Origin of the sequence: Gluconacetobacter dulcium, from assembly GCF_014174165.1 — a bacterium.
GTDB lineage: Bacteria > Pseudomonadota > Alphaproteobacteria > Acetobacterales > Acetobacteraceae > Gluconacetobacter > Gluconacetobacter dulcium.
In genome coordinates, this window is sequence record NZ_JABEQN010000026.1 from 44,225 (window position 1) to 58,150 (window position 13,926).

The 13,926-nt window shown below is 62.2% G+C and carries 18 protein-coding genes and 1 pseudogene; 5 read left to right on the forward strand and 14 right to left on the reverse strand.

The genetic code is table 11. The features are described from left to right. Positions 1 to 92 precede the first annotated feature (92 nt). Genes HLH25_RS20065 through HLH25_RS17085 form a run of 4 tightly spaced genes read left to right on the forward strand, consistent with a single transcriptional unit; the run spans position 93 to position 2,880 of the window. Entirely contained in the window at positions 93 to 287 is a 195-nt protein-coding gene (locus tag HLH25_RS20065) for a CopG family transcriptional regulator (protein WP_220791874.1), read from the forward strand. Beyond that, positions 280 to 1,437 carry a DNA cytosine methyltransferase gene (locus HLH25_RS17075; RefSeq protein ID WP_182975218.1) on the forward strand — a complete coding sequence of 386 codons (1,158 nt, stop codon included), beginning with the start codon at positions 280 to 282 and terminating at the stop codon, positions 1,435 to 1,437. Before HLH25_RS20065 ends, HLH25_RS17075 begins: the two co-directional genes overlap by 8 nt. 59 nt (positions 1,438 to 1,496) lie before the next feature. After that, positions 1,497 to 2,420: an Eco29kI family restriction endonuclease gene (locus tag HLH25_RS17080; protein ID WP_182975219.1), complete on the forward strand. Its 924-nt coding sequence runs from the start codon at positions 1,497 to 1,499 to the stop codon at positions 2,418 to 2,420. Then, entirely contained in the window at positions 2,407 to 2,880 is a 474-nt protein-coding gene (locus HLH25_RS17085; protein ID WP_182975220.1) for a very short patch repair endonuclease, read from the forward strand. The genes HLH25_RS17080 and HLH25_RS17085 overlap by 14 nt, the downstream gene beginning before the upstream one ends. 33 nt (positions 2,881 to 2,913) lie before the next feature. Here HLH25_RS17085 and HLH25_RS17090 read toward each other — a convergent pair whose 3' ends face one another. From HLH25_RS17090 to HLH25_RS20070, 11 genes and pseudogenes are all read right to left on the reverse strand, one after another. Continuing rightward, positions 2,914 to 4,653, reverse strand: coding sequence for a relaxase/mobilization nuclease domain-containing protein (locus HLH25_RS17090; protein WP_182975221.1), 1,740 nt, complete (start codon positions 4,651 to 4,653; stop codon positions 2,914 to 2,916). Positions 4,654 to 4,846: 193 nt separating this feature from the next. Further along, complete coding sequence (locus tag HLH25_RS17095; RefSeq protein WP_182975222.1) at positions 4,847 to 5,518, reverse strand: lytic transglycosylase domain-containing protein; 672 nt, start codon at positions 5,516 to 5,518, stop codon at positions 4,847 to 4,849. After that, positions 5,515 to 5,856 (reverse strand): DUF736 domain-containing protein, encoded by a 342-nt coding sequence (locus HLH25_RS17100; RefSeq protein WP_182975223.1) that lies wholly within the window; start codon positions 5,854 to 5,856, stop codon positions 5,515 to 5,517. The genes HLH25_RS17095 and HLH25_RS17100 overlap by 4 nt, the downstream gene beginning before the upstream one ends. Before the next feature lie 58 nt (positions 5,857 to 5,914). Then, complete coding sequence (locus tag HLH25_RS17105; RefSeq protein WP_182975224.1) at positions 5,915 to 6,544, reverse strand: S26 family signal peptidase; 630 nt, start codon at positions 6,542 to 6,544, stop codon at positions 5,915 to 5,917. A gap of 70 nt (positions 6,545 to 6,614) precedes the next feature. After that, positions 6,615 to 7,487: a hypothetical protein gene (locus tag HLH25_RS20375; RefSeq protein WP_246402634.1), complete on the reverse strand. Its 873-nt coding sequence runs from the start codon at positions 7,485 to 7,487 to the stop codon at positions 6,615 to 6,617. Between the two features lie 22 nt (positions 7,488 to 7,509). After that, positions 7,510 to 8,019 (reverse strand): annotated as a pseudogene (locus tag HLH25_RS20380) (DNA cytosine methyltransferase); the annotation flags it as partial. Next, positions 7,992 to 8,480, reverse strand: a complete 489-nt coding sequence (locus HLH25_RS17115; RefSeq protein WP_182975226.1) for a DUF2840 domain-containing protein — start codon at positions 8,478 to 8,480, stop codon at positions 7,992 to 7,994. The gene HLH25_RS17115 and the pseudogene HLH25_RS20380, both read right to left, overlap by 28 nt. Beyond that, a complete protein-coding gene (locus tag HLH25_RS17120) occupies positions 8,477 to 9,550 on the reverse strand; it encodes a replication initiator protein A (RefSeq protein ID WP_182975227.1) in 1,074 nt (357 codons plus the stop codon). Before HLH25_RS17120 ends, HLH25_RS17115 begins: the two co-directional genes overlap by 4 nt. Then, the gene (locus HLH25_RS17125; protein ID WP_012553482.1) at positions 9,547 to 9,843 is read right to left on the reverse strand and encodes a helix-turn-helix transcriptional regulator; all 297 of its coding nucleotides are present in this window, start codon (positions 9,841 to 9,843) and stop codon (positions 9,547 to 9,549) included. The genes HLH25_RS17120 and HLH25_RS17125 overlap by 4 nt, the downstream gene beginning before the upstream one ends. A 96-nt stretch (positions 9,844 to 9,939) precedes the next feature. Continuing rightward, entirely contained in the window at positions 9,940 to 10,461 is a 522-nt protein-coding gene (locus HLH25_RS17130) for a DNA -binding domain-containing protein (protein WP_310889137.1), read from the reverse strand. A 58-nt stretch (positions 10,462 to 10,519) separates the two neighbouring features. Beyond that, positions 10,520 to 10,726, reverse strand: coding sequence for a transcriptional regulator domain-containing protein (locus tag HLH25_RS20070; RefSeq protein ID WP_310889138.1), 207 nt, complete (start codon positions 10,724 to 10,726; stop codon positions 10,520 to 10,522). Between the two features lie 271 nt (positions 10,727 to 10,997). Between HLH25_RS20070 and HLH25_RS17135 the strand changes: the two genes are divergently transcribed. After that, positions 10,998 to 11,249 carry a helix-turn-helix domain-containing protein gene (locus tag HLH25_RS17135; RefSeq protein WP_182975229.1) on the forward strand — a complete coding sequence of 84 codons (252 nt, stop codon included), beginning with the start codon at positions 10,998 to 11,000 and terminating at the stop codon, positions 11,247 to 11,249. Between the two features lie 50 nt (positions 11,250 to 11,299). On the opposite strand, the gene HLH25_RS17140 is transcribed toward HLH25_RS17135, so the two are convergent. From HLH25_RS17140 to HLH25_RS17150, 3 genes are all read right to left on the reverse strand, one after another. Next, positions 11,300 to 11,617: a DUF736 domain-containing protein gene (locus HLH25_RS17140; protein ID WP_182975230.1), complete on the reverse strand. Its 318-nt coding sequence runs from the start codon at positions 11,615 to 11,617 to the stop codon at positions 11,300 to 11,302. Positions 11,618 to 12,244: 627 nt separating this feature from the next. Then, positions 12,245 to 12,661 carry a hypothetical protein gene (locus HLH25_RS17145; protein ID WP_012553486.1) on the reverse strand — a complete coding sequence of 139 codons (417 nt, stop codon included), beginning with the start codon at positions 12,659 to 12,661 and terminating at the stop codon, positions 12,245 to 12,247. Between the two features lie 368 nt (positions 12,662 to 13,029). After that, positions 13,030 to 13,710: a DNA methyltransferase gene (locus HLH25_RS17150; RefSeq protein ID WP_182975232.1), complete on the reverse strand. Its 681-nt coding sequence runs from the start codon at positions 13,708 to 13,710 to the stop codon at positions 13,030 to 13,032. Positions 13,711 to 13,926 lie beyond the last annotated feature (216 nt).

Sequence of the window (13,926 nt, forward strand, 5' to 3'; positions counted from 1 at the left end):
AGAGATCATTCAAATCTCTGGTTGCGATTTGAGCGTTGAGAAGCCAAACATTAAGGAGATGCGGATAGCCGCGGATAGAATCGGAGCATGTGATGGGCAAGGACGGAAAAGACGCGCATCGGGTCACCGCCACCCTGACCAAGCAGCAACACGCGGAAATGGCACGCATCGCGCGCAAGTATGGAATGACGACCGCTTGGCTTGTGCGGCGAGCATGTGAGCGACTTATCGAGCAGGAAAACGGCGGCCCCCTTCTCCCATTGGCCCTTGGAGAGACCAATGCTTAGCGCGGAGTTATTCTGTGGATGTGGCGGCCTCGCTCTCGGCATGTCCCGCGCCGGTTTCGAGCACGCGCTCCTCGCGGAATGGAATAACGAGGCTGTTGCGACCCTGCTGCATAATAAGCGGCGACGCATCAAACATGTGGCGCAATGGCCGATTAGCGGCGAGACCGACGTCCGAGACATTGATTGGTCACCCCTCGCGGGTAAGCTTAGGGTGGTTTCTGGTGGCCCACCGTGCCAGCCTTTCGGCATCGGTGGCAAGAAGCGCGGCCACGAGGATGATCGCGACATGTGGCCGGAAGCCATTCGCGCGGTACGGGAAACCCGACCTGATGCTTTTTTGTTCGAGAACGTCCGCAATCTCGCTGGCCCCAAGTTCCAGAGCTATTTGGAATGGATCGCGTCACACCTCCGTCATCCGCGCATGACGCGCCGGGAAAACGAGACTTACGCCGGGCATCTTCAGCGCCTCCTACAGATCGATCGCCTTGGGGATTATCAGGTTTTGGTGCAGGTCGTGAACGCGGCTGATTACGGCGCGCCGCAGATACGTCATCGCGTCCTTATTTTTGGCATCGCCTCGCGTCTTGGCATCAATCCCGAACCCATGTCTCCGACTCATTCGCGAGATCGGCTGCTTTGGGAGCAATATGTAACGGGAACGTACTGGTCCCGACATAGCCTCCCAACGAAGACCGCTCCCGTGACTGGGGTTGACGCGGCGCGCGTGGCTCGTCTCAAAGCATCGAACGTCGAACCTATCGGGCTTCCATGGGTTACGGTACGTGACGCTCTGCTCGGTCTTGGAGAGCCCAACGGCAAGAGTAACCACGTCTATCAGCCAGGTGCGCGTGTTTACCCTGGACACACCGGCAGTCCTCTGGATCTCCCCGCCAAGGCCCTAAAAGCGGGCGATCATGGCGTTCCCGGCGGCGAAAACATGGCGGTGCTCGATGATGGTGGGGTCCGTTATTTCACCACTCGCGAGGCGGCACGCCTTGTGGGGCTTCCCGACTCGTATGTTTTTCCGCGATCATGGACCGAGAGCATGCGTCAACTTGGGAACGCCGTTCCAGCGCAGCTCGGAGAGGCTGCGGGACTTTGGTTAAAAAGACTACTAGCGCGAGCGGACGGGGCACGGCGGGCCGCCTGAAGCAGCCAAACTCGGCTCTCGGGACAAATGATAGCTCACCCGAGAAGGTATTAGCCGACTTGGAAAACGGCCTTGATGAGTTAATTCGTCTGGCGTCCACCGATCTGCCCGCTCATGCCACGCGCAAGCTTCGGAACGGACTGACCAAGTTCGCCGAGAAAGTAGACACCGCTCGCGAGAGCACCGATACGGTTAAACTACCAAAGGCGTCGTTTGACCCCGGCGATCCCAAAACAGTCGGCCGAATGGTCGCCCTTGCTCTCCTAGCTCAACCACGGCTGCCGCTCGCCTCCGTGCCAGACGCCTATGGTTCCGGTGTCTACGCGATCTACTACAATGGCGATCACCCATTCTATGAAGCCATCAGCCACACCGAAACTCCGATCTACGTGGGAAAGGCTGATCCAGAGACTCCCGAGGCGAACACTCCACGGGAACAAGGATCGAAACTTACCTCTCGACTGAAAGAGCACGCGAAAACCATTCGAGCGGCTGACGCGCACGCCCATGAAAATCATCTTCCCGACGGATTATTTCCTATTCGCCTGAAAGATTTCGAATGCCGTCGTCTGGTATGCGCCACAAACGCCCAGCTTGTCGCCGAACGACATCTCATTTCCACTTTCTGGCCATTATGGAATAGCGAGACGAAAGTCTGCTGGGGCATGAGCAAACATGGGGATTCCCATAAAACCCGAAAAAATAAACGGTCACCATGGCACGTGATTCATCCCGGCAAAGCATGGGCCGCCGACACAACGGACGAGAAGCAGGAAGACGCGCTCTCCCCAAGCGAAATTCAGCGTCGTATTGGCGAATTGCTGGAGCGCACGCCACCGCGTCGAAGTCACGAGCAACTCCTTGAGGAAATGCTGGTCGCATTTCGGCAGGATGATACGGTTGCACTTGAGACGGAGACGGAAGAGCTTAAACCACCCGTGAATTTCCGAGGTCCAGGTCCAGAGGACGATGGCACGGATTAAAGCGAAAGAACACGTCTCTCCGGAACGAAGCGCCCAAATGGCCTTGGTAAAGGGGAAGAATACGAAACCCGAGCTTCGCGTCCGCCGCGCTTTGCACGCGGCGGGCTTTCGATATCGTCTCCATGACAAATCCCTTCCGGGACATCCGGATATTGTTTTTCGTTCTCGGAAAACGGTCATCTTCGTCCACGGATGCTTCTGGCACCGCCATTCAGATCCGAATTGCAAACTCGCCCGGCTACCCAAATCACGGTTAGAATTTTGGGAGCCCAAACTTGAAGCAAACGCCGCTCGCGACCGACGCAATAAGTCTCTCCTGGAGGAGGCAGGCTGGAAAGTTATAACAATATGGGAGTGTCAAACGACACCCTCGACAATACAATCCACGATCACAAATACGAAGAAACAATTAGAATGTATCACTTCGAATACCGACGCCCCTAAGACGCAATTATTTTGAAGTGATAAGCCGCCAACATACATCTCATCCCAGTCAAAGACCTAACCCGCGTTTCCGCGCGAACGACCAGTCGATCCCTCCATCACCGCGCATGATGCCCGACACTTCCCGTCCGCGCTGCTTTTCCAGCGAGGGCGACCATGGCACCAGTTCGAAGCCCAGCCCGTCATCGATCATGGCGAACCGGCCCGACGCCAGATTGAAACGCTGCCGATAGGTGCCTGTGACGGGATCACCCTGGCCGCTCTGCCGGAACGGTGTCCCAGACTTCCCGCTGAGGTTCCGTCCTACCATCTCCAGTTCCCGCTGGCGCAGCGTGGCGAGCAGGTTCCGCGCGTATCGAATACCCCCGCCATCGTGGCTGGCCAGACCCTGCTCCACCAGATGCTCCGTGCGCTTTTCCATCGCCTCCTTGACCTCGGCGCCGAACCCGGTGGAGGCCAGCGCAAGAGGCTCCCGCGCGATGGCCTGTCGGTCGAGCCAGGTAGCGCCGTCCGCCGTCACCTGCCGCTCCAGCGTGACGTCCGAACGCACGGCCAGCGCGGCACGGCCACGGCCCTGTTTATCGATGAAATGTCGCAGTTCGACGATGGAGCCGACTGCTCCGTCACCAGCGGCTTCAAGGTCCGGCATACGGACATGATGCGTGCGTCCATCAATTCCATCGATGACAACATAAGCCGTGCCGCGCAGTTCGTCATCGAGGCCACGATCGACCAGTCGTCCAATCACAGGATCGGTGGTGTCCTCACCCGCCAGCACCCAGGACGACGCGGTGCGATCGATCTTCTGTTCCGCCAGTCCCCGATGGATCCGTTTGATGATGTCGTTGCGTTCGCTGATCTCCCGCAATGTGGCCTCCGCACTCTCGTCCATCCTCCAGCGATCCGGCCCGACCTGATGCGCCAGCCCCATGGTTTCCAGGCGACGCAGGCGACCCAGCTTCACCGTGGCGAAGGCGTCCGGCGTTTCGCCCGGCGCGCGCCCGAGAGCGATGATGCCATCTTCACCGGCATCCCTCTGAAGCTGTCGGTCGAGTTGGGTCCAGCGGTCAGCATTTACCTGCCGCTCGACCGCCTGATGGATGTCATGATCGGTGCGAGGCCCGAGTTCCAGCGTCACCAGATCCTGGGCACGGGCACGCATGCCCTCACGGATGTAATCGCGCGCGATCACCAGATCGGACCCATCCTCCGCCACACCCCGGACGATGACGTGCAGATGGGGATGGGCGGTGTTCCAGTGATCGACAGCAACCCAGTCCAGTTTCGTCCCGAGATCAGATTCCATCTGGCCCATCAGATCGCGGGCGAAAGCCCGCAGATCCGACATCTCCGGCGCGTCCTCCGGGGAGACGATGAAACGGAAATGATGCCGGTCCCCATCGCAGCGTTCCGCGAAGTCCGAAGCGCGGATGTCATCGCTGTCCTTGCCAAACAGGCGCGCATCCTCTCCGTCCCGCGTCACCCCCTCCCGACGCAGATAGCGCAGATGTGCTGCCAATGGTGTGGCGCGCGGCGCGTGGCGCACGACGCGCGCCTTGATGACGACGCCCCGCGAGCGGCTGGTCAGCAGGCGATTGGCCGCATGGACGGCGGCCCTGCCCCGCCCGAAGGTGGAGCGACGCCCGGCACTGATTTTCCCCGAGCGGGAAACCCTGCCACCGGCCCGCTGCACGGACGCCAGCACCTGCGTCACAAAGGGCCGCGCCTGCCGGGCGCGGGTGGAGCGGAGACGCCCTGGCCGAACCCGGAAGTCCTCATCCCTGTTCATGAAAAATGTCCCGCACCGCGCGAAAGATCACATCGGATCAAAGAGATGACATCGTGTCGCGAGGTGCGGAAAATCCACGCACCTCGCGACAAGACTTCAAAAACCCCGGAAAACAGACACCCCAACCGAGCCGCGATGTGCGGCCTTTTATCCAGCCCTCCCTTTTCTGTTGGTTTTCCGGGGTTCTCACGCCTCACTGGACCTGATCCGATCCCCTCACCGGGACCATGTTGGACGTACTCCCGGCATGCCCTGCGAAGAGATTCTCGGGAACAGCGACATGACGTGAAGTTGTGGTCCGAAACGCATCGGGCTGACCGGAAACGAAGAGCGCAGCCGTCATCCAGGAACGAGCCGGAAAGGGCAAAAAGGCAGCGGGAAGATGAAGGTCAGACGATCGGTTTTTCATCAGCCGTTTGACGAATTCCACGTAGGAAATCGTCTCGGCAGGCAAGGGCCTACCAGTCGCCAGGTGATCGTCATAGCGACCGGGACCGGCGTTGTAAGCGGCAAGAAATCCCGCATCGCCATAGCGGTCGTGCAGCCATCGCAGATAGGCTGCCCCGGCCGCGATATTGTCACGCGGATCGAAGGGATCGGCGCCCAGATTGAGCGTGCGCCGGACCTCCTTCCAGGTGCCCGGCATGAGTTGCATCAACCCCATCGCACCAGCACCCGAAACAGCATGTGGATCGCCAGCACTTTCGGCTTGCAGGACCGCCCGCACCCACGTCGCCGGGATCGCATTCCGTTCCGCCGCCTGCCGCACCAGATCGTCAAAATCCTGCGCCCGGACGATGGTCGGCGAGAGCGTCAGCGCGAGCACGACCAGCATGCGGCCAGGCAGGAAAAAGCGGCCGTTCATTCCCGGCCTCCCGGACGTTTTGCGGGGCGGTTCCACACCAGTTGCCATTCACGCCCACCGCGTCCCGCCTGGAACAGCGTGGCCCGGACAGGCTGCATGAAACTGGGATCATCAAGCACAATGGAAATATACTCGCCTGCACGCTCCCCGGTGCGGGTCCACCCGGCACCAATCTCCGGTCCAGCGTCTCCGTCACCGAGATGGATGCGATAGTCCGGCGCATGCTCCGCACCATTGTTTTCCGCTGGCACGAAGGTCAGTTCGGCGTCCAGCGACAGGGTGCGCACCCGCCCGGCAAAACCATCGGCGGTGCGGGTAAAAAATCCGATCTGGCTCATGGGAAAAATCCTTTCGGAAATGATAGGGATGATGGAAAATCCGTGTGCTTTACGATCATCATTCGGTCGGCGGTTCGCTCTCTTTCGCGGGCATCATGGGCGGAGCCAGGAGCAGTCCCTTCCTCACGGAATCATCCGGTTTCGGGAGGGGATCGAAATGCGGCGGAGGCAATTCGGCCTCGCCTGTGCGCACATGCACCGGCACGGCACGCCCGATGACGGTGTCCATCGACAGGATGCCGAAATACCGCCCGTCCAGACTGGTCGGCACGGCGGCGTTCATGACAAACACCTGCCCCTGACCGAGACGCTGACAGCCCTGCCAGACCGGCAGCTTGCGGCCTCGATGATCGACAGATTTCGCGTCACCGACAGGTTTGCCGTCGATGCTGACATGCGCACCGATGCGGCAGACACTCTGACCCGCGAGCGCTGCCACAGGCTTGAGCAGCGGCACACCGAACGGCAGGTAGCCGCGCGTCGCCAGCAGCGTTGCCTCGTGCTCGGGAAGACGGATGGCGACAATGTCGCCGACGCGCACCGGAACCGTGGGCTGGATGCGATACAGGCCGACCGGCACGCTGGCCGTCTCGTTCCAGACCCAGTGCGGCGTGGGATGAAACGCCAGCGAAGCACCCACACCGAGCACGGTGAAATACGTGGTGAAAAACCAGCCGCGCCGGGTCATGACACTTCTCCCGCCGCCGCACGCACGAAGACCGCGTCGAGCGCGCGTTCGACCCGCAGGATGGCGTTGCCTATGGCTTCGGGGATGTCCGGGACGACCGCGTCGCCGAACGCCTCGACGACGAGGCTGGCGGTAGACGCCCGGCGTCCATCGCCGAGTGCAACGCGCGTGCGAGCCAGCCAGGCGGAAAGCCCATCATCCAGCCGTAGGTGAGCGGCAGGGCCGCCGTTCCAGTCAGCCCATGGCTCCGCAGTAACGCCGCCAGCGCCCGCGCTCCAGCCCAGCGGTCCGGGGGTGCTCGGCCCGTCATCGCACCATCCATCACCGCGTCCATCGTCGGGGATTTGCGGCGGTCGTAGGCATCGCTCCACCCGTCCATCCGGCGGTCCCGTTTCGTGGGCGTGGGCAGCGTTTCCAGATCCGCGTGCCGGAGTAGGTTCGGCGTGTCGATCTGGGCCTTGGATCCGTTCGCCCGACGGCCTGTCCTGATCTCCCCCGCACTCAGCCGGCGACCTCCATTCGGCGCGAGCGGTGTGGGCAGCATCCCGCAGGGAGGCTGGTGCTCCTCGAAATACAGCGCTTCCCCGATCGTCGGCGTACGGTTGAAATCGCCCTGCTCCGGTGTCATCCGCCCCCTGCACCGACGCAGCATGCTGCCCCGTGGCGCAGGGTTGGCAGTCGGGGTTCCCAGCATCCCCGCATGACGGTTCTCCTGCCCCGTCATCTGCGCCAGCACGTCGCCCCGACCACCCTTCGCGGCATCCGACGCCCGTGGCGTCGCCATACGATCCGTGCGGAACACATCGTAAAGACCCGACGCCTTCATCGCCGCCCGCGCGCCCGATCCCCCTTCCATCCGCATCCCGCCCTGCTGCGACTGCGAGACCGGCGTCGGCAAGCTGCCGGGGGTCGAAACCGATGAGCCAGGACCGCTTGCGGACATGGCAGGCGCCGACGTCTCCAGCACCCACCACGCACGGTTCGCAGGCGTAGCCGAGCGCCTCCAGCGCATCGAGCAGCCGGTCCGCGCCGCGAGTTCTGAGGTTAGCGCTGTTCTCAAAAGCGAACCAGCGAGGGCAGCACTCTCCGACCAGGCGGACGGCTTCGCGGTAGAGGCCCGACCGCGCGCCGTCGATCCCTTTGCCCCTGATGTTGGCGCTGCTGATGTCCTGGCACGGCGGGCTGCCCGTGATGAGATCGGGCAGGAAACCGAGGTCGGAAACAAGTCGCCCTGCCGTGAGGGTCCGGACGTCGTCGTAGAGGCGGACATGGGGATTGTTCTCCGCATAGAGCACGCGCCGCCATTCCACGATCTCGCAGGCGGCGACGGTGACGAAGCCCGCCCGGTGCAGGCCCAGAGTCCAGCCGCCAGCCGCACCCGCGAACAGGTCCAGCACGCGGAAGGGTGTGCGGGGTGAGATGTCACCCATGGGGGAATGACCATGCGTCATGCCACAGCCCTCCGGCGCAGCCATGCCTCATGGCGCTCTGACGTGTAAGGACGTGGCTCCTGCGCCGCCGTGAGCCGGTGATGCAGATGCCGCCAGTGATCGGGACAGGCTGCGGCGGGATCGATCCCCAGCACCTCCACGCCGTCGATGGCCTCCAGCACGCGCCGCACCTTGGGCCAGCCGCTCTGACGCAGCAGGCTCTCGCCACCGGGCCGCACGAACGGCACCGTCTGGCAGGCTTCCTGAGCCCCGACCGCCCGCACGATGTCGATGCAGGACACCACGGTGCCGAAATCGTTGGCGGCCCAGCGGATGAACGCGAACACGCTGCCCGGCGCAAAACTCATCAGCCTGCGCCGACGATCGAGAATGCGATCCTCGACGGGATGGCCGAAGCGGATCCAGTGTTCGATGCGCTTCTCGATCCACGTCAGTTCAACCGTGGTGAGGACCGCATCGTCCGGCCTGAAAGAACGGGCGGTCATGGGACACCGACCAGGCGATCCGCGACCGCTTCCCGAGCCTTTTCTGCACGTCCCGATCGGGCTGCCGGAAGGGGAACCGAAAGACCGAAATTCCCTACATAATAAGTTATTATATTAGTTATATAAGTTACGGGGCTGATTCCTCTTTTGAAAACAACACGTTGCGCCGATTTTCGCCAATGATCCCACGATAAATCCGCCGTCGCTCCCACGATATAATGCGCCGTTGATCCAACGACATGTTTCACATCGTTATCCACACCCTCGGTGGATTGACTCGTTGGAACAGCGCATAAAACTCCCTGTTTTCCGCCAGAAATGACGCGAAACGCATAACCGGGGATGATCTGGCTGACGACAATGGCGCGGATTTTCGCGATGAAATCGCGACGCCGGGTCAGGCTGCCTGAGCGTGCGTGCAACTCCGCCAGATCGAAGCGCCACCCCTCCTTCTGCCGTCCGGCATGCCGACGCGTCAGGCGGTAAAGCCACCGCTCCAGACCGCCACGAAGGCAGAAATAGGCTGGGTCAACGCTCAGCACGCGCGAGCGATCGCAGGCGGCTTCCATCAGCCATTCCGGCAGCGTCAGGGCCACGCCATCTTCACGGGATATCCGGACATCACTGATCCAGGGGAACGGTCTTTCCCTCCAGTCAGTGCCCTGGCGGATGTTCGTTATGACTGTTGTCGCCGACAGACGCGCGAGCGCGCCATGGAGGCGATCATACTCATGCGCGCCCGTCGCCCAGCCCAGATCCTGAAATAGACGCCATGGTGTGAAGCGCACATGGCGTGACACCCACAATCCGTGGTTCAGCGCATCGACGATCTGCCCGGTCAGCCAGATCAGAACATCGACGTCCCAGACGGTCGCCATACCACCGGCATTTTCAGCCCGAACCATGACCGCGATATGTCGTGCCTGGTAATCGATCGGGGTAAGGCGCGGCGTTTTTCCCAATGCGAAAAACGGACGCCCCATGAGATCACGAATGTCACGGGGCCTTGCCGACCCCGTGACCACGAAGCGGCGGTCGGGCTGACGCCAGCTATCAGCGGCCGGCATCATCGTCCGGCACTCCGCTGTGCCTTACGGGCCTTCGCCTGCAGGCGGATGATATAGGCGCGGGGATCGGACGGCATGGGAATGCCGCCTCCATCACCCGTGGACAGCCGGACGTTCAGATCGGCCCAGGCGCAGAGGTCTTCGACGGCATAGACGATCCGGCCGCCAAGCTGGCGGTAGAGCGGACCGGTGCCACAGCTCCGATGTTTTTCGAGGGTGCGGATGGACAGGCCAACGAAATTGGCCGCGTCCGGGGTGCGCAGATAGCGCGGTGGCAGTGTCGGCTGAACACGCATGGGGTCTTTCTCCCGGTGTATCGGGCCGCTGGCGGGATGTCGCGGCTCATGGGAGGACGCTGCCGGAGAATGGGCTGTGGGGAGGGATGACAAAGTTCAGGCCGCCAGACTGTCACCCCCCTGCTTCAGCCCCTGAAGGAGAGCAATGTGTCCGCCGTTCAGATAGAAACCGGCACCGTCGAGATCGCGGTAGAAGGCGCGGTGCCATGAGCTGGCACGCCATTCATTGCGGGACAGGCGCAGGATATGCTCACCGTAGATGCCGGCCGCGATCCGTCGGACCGCCACCCCCATGCGCCGGCCTTCGGCAATGCAGAGCATGCGTATCTGCCGCAGTTTCTGCTGGGGACTCAGGCGCAGCGTAGAGGGAAGAGGACCGGGCATCTCGCCAGCAAGCAGGCGGCCAAAGCGTGCGACGCAGGCCAGACGGGCCACGAGGTGCTGATCGTCGATAATGAACCAGGTTCCTGGCGCATCGGGCTGCCGATCGACGACTATCACAAGGCGCAGCAGACCCGCTGCACTGTCCAGCACGAGATGAACACCATCGGGACCGTCGTATCGTGCCCGCGCATACGGCGCGAGACGGGACAGAATGTCACCCCCATCGCCACGCACGGCGACCTCCGGCGCGATGTCCGGATCCCAGAAAGCGGGGGCGAGCCAGGCTGGGAGATCAGGGTCGACAGGGAAAACGCAACCCCCAGCGACGGGCGAAGGTGCGCCAAGCCTCAGCGTCAACCTTGCTCGTCCGAATGGTTGCGGCATGATCGCGCCGGTAGGCCGGATTATGTCGCAGCCATTCCTGGGCGAGACCGGCAGGGTCGAGCCCGGCGTAGGCGCGACGAAGGGGTGCGGCATCCCACGGCCGGATTGTCGGCACGCCCTCCTCCCCCGATATGTCATGGATTCCCCCCAGTATCCGGTGCAGGACCAGAACGGGTAGTCCCGAAGACTCAGGGAGGTGATCCCGAAAATCTTTGGCCTGATAGGGATTATTTGGAGGAAGGAGGAAGATTCAGGCCACGCGGGCGGGAAATGTCGGTTTTTCCGGCATTACGTGATGCGCTCGGCACATCACTCCGGCGGTAGAGAAACCACATGTGTATTATAATACGTAGCGTGATAATACACAAATCGTTCCTATCCTGCGGATGGACATCCGAGGACTCTTCGGCGCGAACGTGAGGCGCCTGCGACGCGCCGCCGGTCTCAGCCAGGAAGCCCTGGCGGAACGGATGGGCGTGGACCGCGCCTATATCAGCTGGATCGAGACCGGACGACAGAACGCGACGCTGCTTTCGCTGTGGCATGCGTCGCAGGCGCTGGGCGTGCGGCCGGCGGCGTTACTGGATGAAAGCCACGTTGTCGCAACAGAAGAGGCACCGACCGGCGGGAAGCCATAACTGGCCTGAAGAAGAAAGCCCCTCCGGCGAACCGGAGGGGCCGGGGGTGGTCAGTCCCCGTTACGCGGGCGCTGGCGGCTCCAGACCAGGTTGTAGGCGCCACCTTCCTCTTCGAAGAGGCTGGCGAAGATCGGACCGGGAAGGGTCGGATCGTCCAGCTTCACGCTGAGATATTTGCGCCAGTCCGTGGTGTGCTTGATCCAGGCGGCCCCGGCTTCCAGTTTTCCGATCTGCACCCGGAAGTTGGGGACATTGTCGCTGGCCCGGTTGGCTTCGGGCACGAAGCGGATACCCCGGATTTTCTGTGTCAGCGTGACGATTTCGCCTTCGTAACCCTCGCCGACCTTTTTGAATGAACCGATGATCATTGTCCTGTCTCCTGGCTTGTATCGGGCCGCGACCACCACGGCCTCGATGGCCATCGTCAGCCCGGAGACGACCGGCGGCGCACCTGCTGGCAGGCCGGAGCAACGCGGAGGACGGCGGCACGGAACTTTGTTGCCTCGCGAGGAATGACGGCGCAGCCGGCAGGGGAAGAAAGTTGCGGGACGCCGTTGCGCCATAGCCGGGCGAGGCGAAGCCGGTCTTCGGGCAGATCGGCCATTATCCGAGGCCATGATGTGCGGCGCCGTCAGCCTTGCGTGGGGACAGGGCAGTCCGTCGTGTTGCATGACTGGGGCGTGGGTCTGATGGGGATGTCTCTCTGCGTCTCGGGACAATCCGGGGCCGTTACCAGTTCACGTATCGAACAGCGGGCCTGTATCTATTGCTCCCCCACATCCGGGCAGGAAAACGGCAGCGGGCAGCACCGATCCTGCATTGCACCGTATGAACAGGTGTATCTCAGCGTGAAGCTGGACGGTCCGACCTCCGATCCACTGGTCCGTGCCCTGCCCTTTCGATGCGGGAAGTGCGTCAACTCACCCCATGACGCTGCCCTGCGCAACGGGGACTGACCACCCTCAGCCCCTCCTGTTCGTCGAAGGAACGATCTTTCAGGCGGGCTGGATGGCGCATAGCCGCGTCCATGCGGCCCCACCGACACACAGCGCCCCGAATGTCGCGAAGATATACGAGGGAATGGCACCCATATCGCCCAGACCGCTGAACCCCAGCGTCATGCCAAATCCAGCCAGCGCGGCTGGCAAAGCAAGCAGGAGCGAGACCGTAACCCGCAGGACGGGATCGTGCGAGGAGACGAGGATCGCCTGACCGAGCACCAGAACCATGATCCCGGCGGCGATACCAGCAAGGATGGCATGAGAGCCGGACATCATGGCGTGGTCATAAAATGTGGTGCAGACCATTGCCGCCACAAACAGGGGAGCTGCATAGACCGCACAGAGAAACAGCAGCCAGCACAGGAAACCGATACCGGCGACGCCAAGGGCAATTCCGAGACCGAGCAGCATGGATCGCATCCTTTCCGTGGAATGGAATATCTCACACATGCCGGGACGGTTCCGATATATCCAGGGAATAGAAGCCAGTTTCCCGACATCGTTTTCACGATCGGGACAGCGCGCGGAGCGCGCCGGACAATCCTGACCGAGGCGCCCTTGTCGGTGCCTTCCGCTCGCGCCAGGAACGCGGCGCGTTGACTTGGCAGCGTTGGGATTGGATCAAAGGGCGCCGGTCCAGCCCCCTGTTTCACTGAACCTTGCGAGCCGGCCATGCCGGCGAGCGCCGCACGTGCGGGCAGCGCGTCCCCACCGCCGGTCCCGAAGGACCGGCGCGATTTTCTGGCCGCCCGGTCAGCGTGAAGAAAGAAAAGGGCGGCTTACGCCGCCGCCCTCCCTGCCCCGTGCCAGGCCAGCCGACGGGTCGCCGTGGCCGCGTGCTCCGGGTCCAGTTCCATGCCCAGCCAATCGCGCCCAAGATGCTGCGCCGCCACCAGCGACGAACCGGAACCCGCGAACGGGTCCAGCACCAGACCGCCTACAGGGCAGAAAGCTTCCACCAGGGGAAGCAAGGCCGCCACCGGCTTTTGCGTCGGGTGCAGTTTATTGCCTGAATAGGGCATGTCGAGCACATCGGGGATAGGTTTTGCCGGGGGCGTTACATTGCCCTTGGCCAGAAGATAGGCACTTTCGTGTTCATACCGGAGAAACCGGGAAGAGGACGAATAGGACTTGCGAAAGACGATATGCCCGACCATGCGGAACCCCGCCGCCTTCCAGGCATCGGCGAATAAGTCGATGCGGTTCCAGCCATAGAACGAAACGGCAAACCCGCCCCATTTCAGAACACGGTGCATCTGGTTGAAAGCGGGCCGGAGCCAGCGCGCATTATCGTCGTTGCGAACCTTCCGCCCATCCCTGCCCTGATAGTTCACCAGGTAAGGCGGATCAGTCAGGATGAAATCCACCGAATTACGCGGCATTACCCGCATCAGTTCCACGTTGTCGCCGTTGAGGATGATATTGCGGAAATCGGTTGCCGTGTTGGTGTTGCCGGTCATGGTCTTTGCCCTTAGTTCCGCGAGGAACAGCCCCCGCTGTTCCTCTGCCTCGCGGCGAGCAGCGGGGTAGCAACGGCAAGGGCGACCGATGGGGAGGGGTCTCTCCCCAATACTGTTCACTTAGAGGGTATAATGACGATATTGGGGCGATAGGGTGGAGGCCTGCCACGATGGCGACGAGGATAACGTGGTTTGAGCCGCTTGACGCCGCGGTGA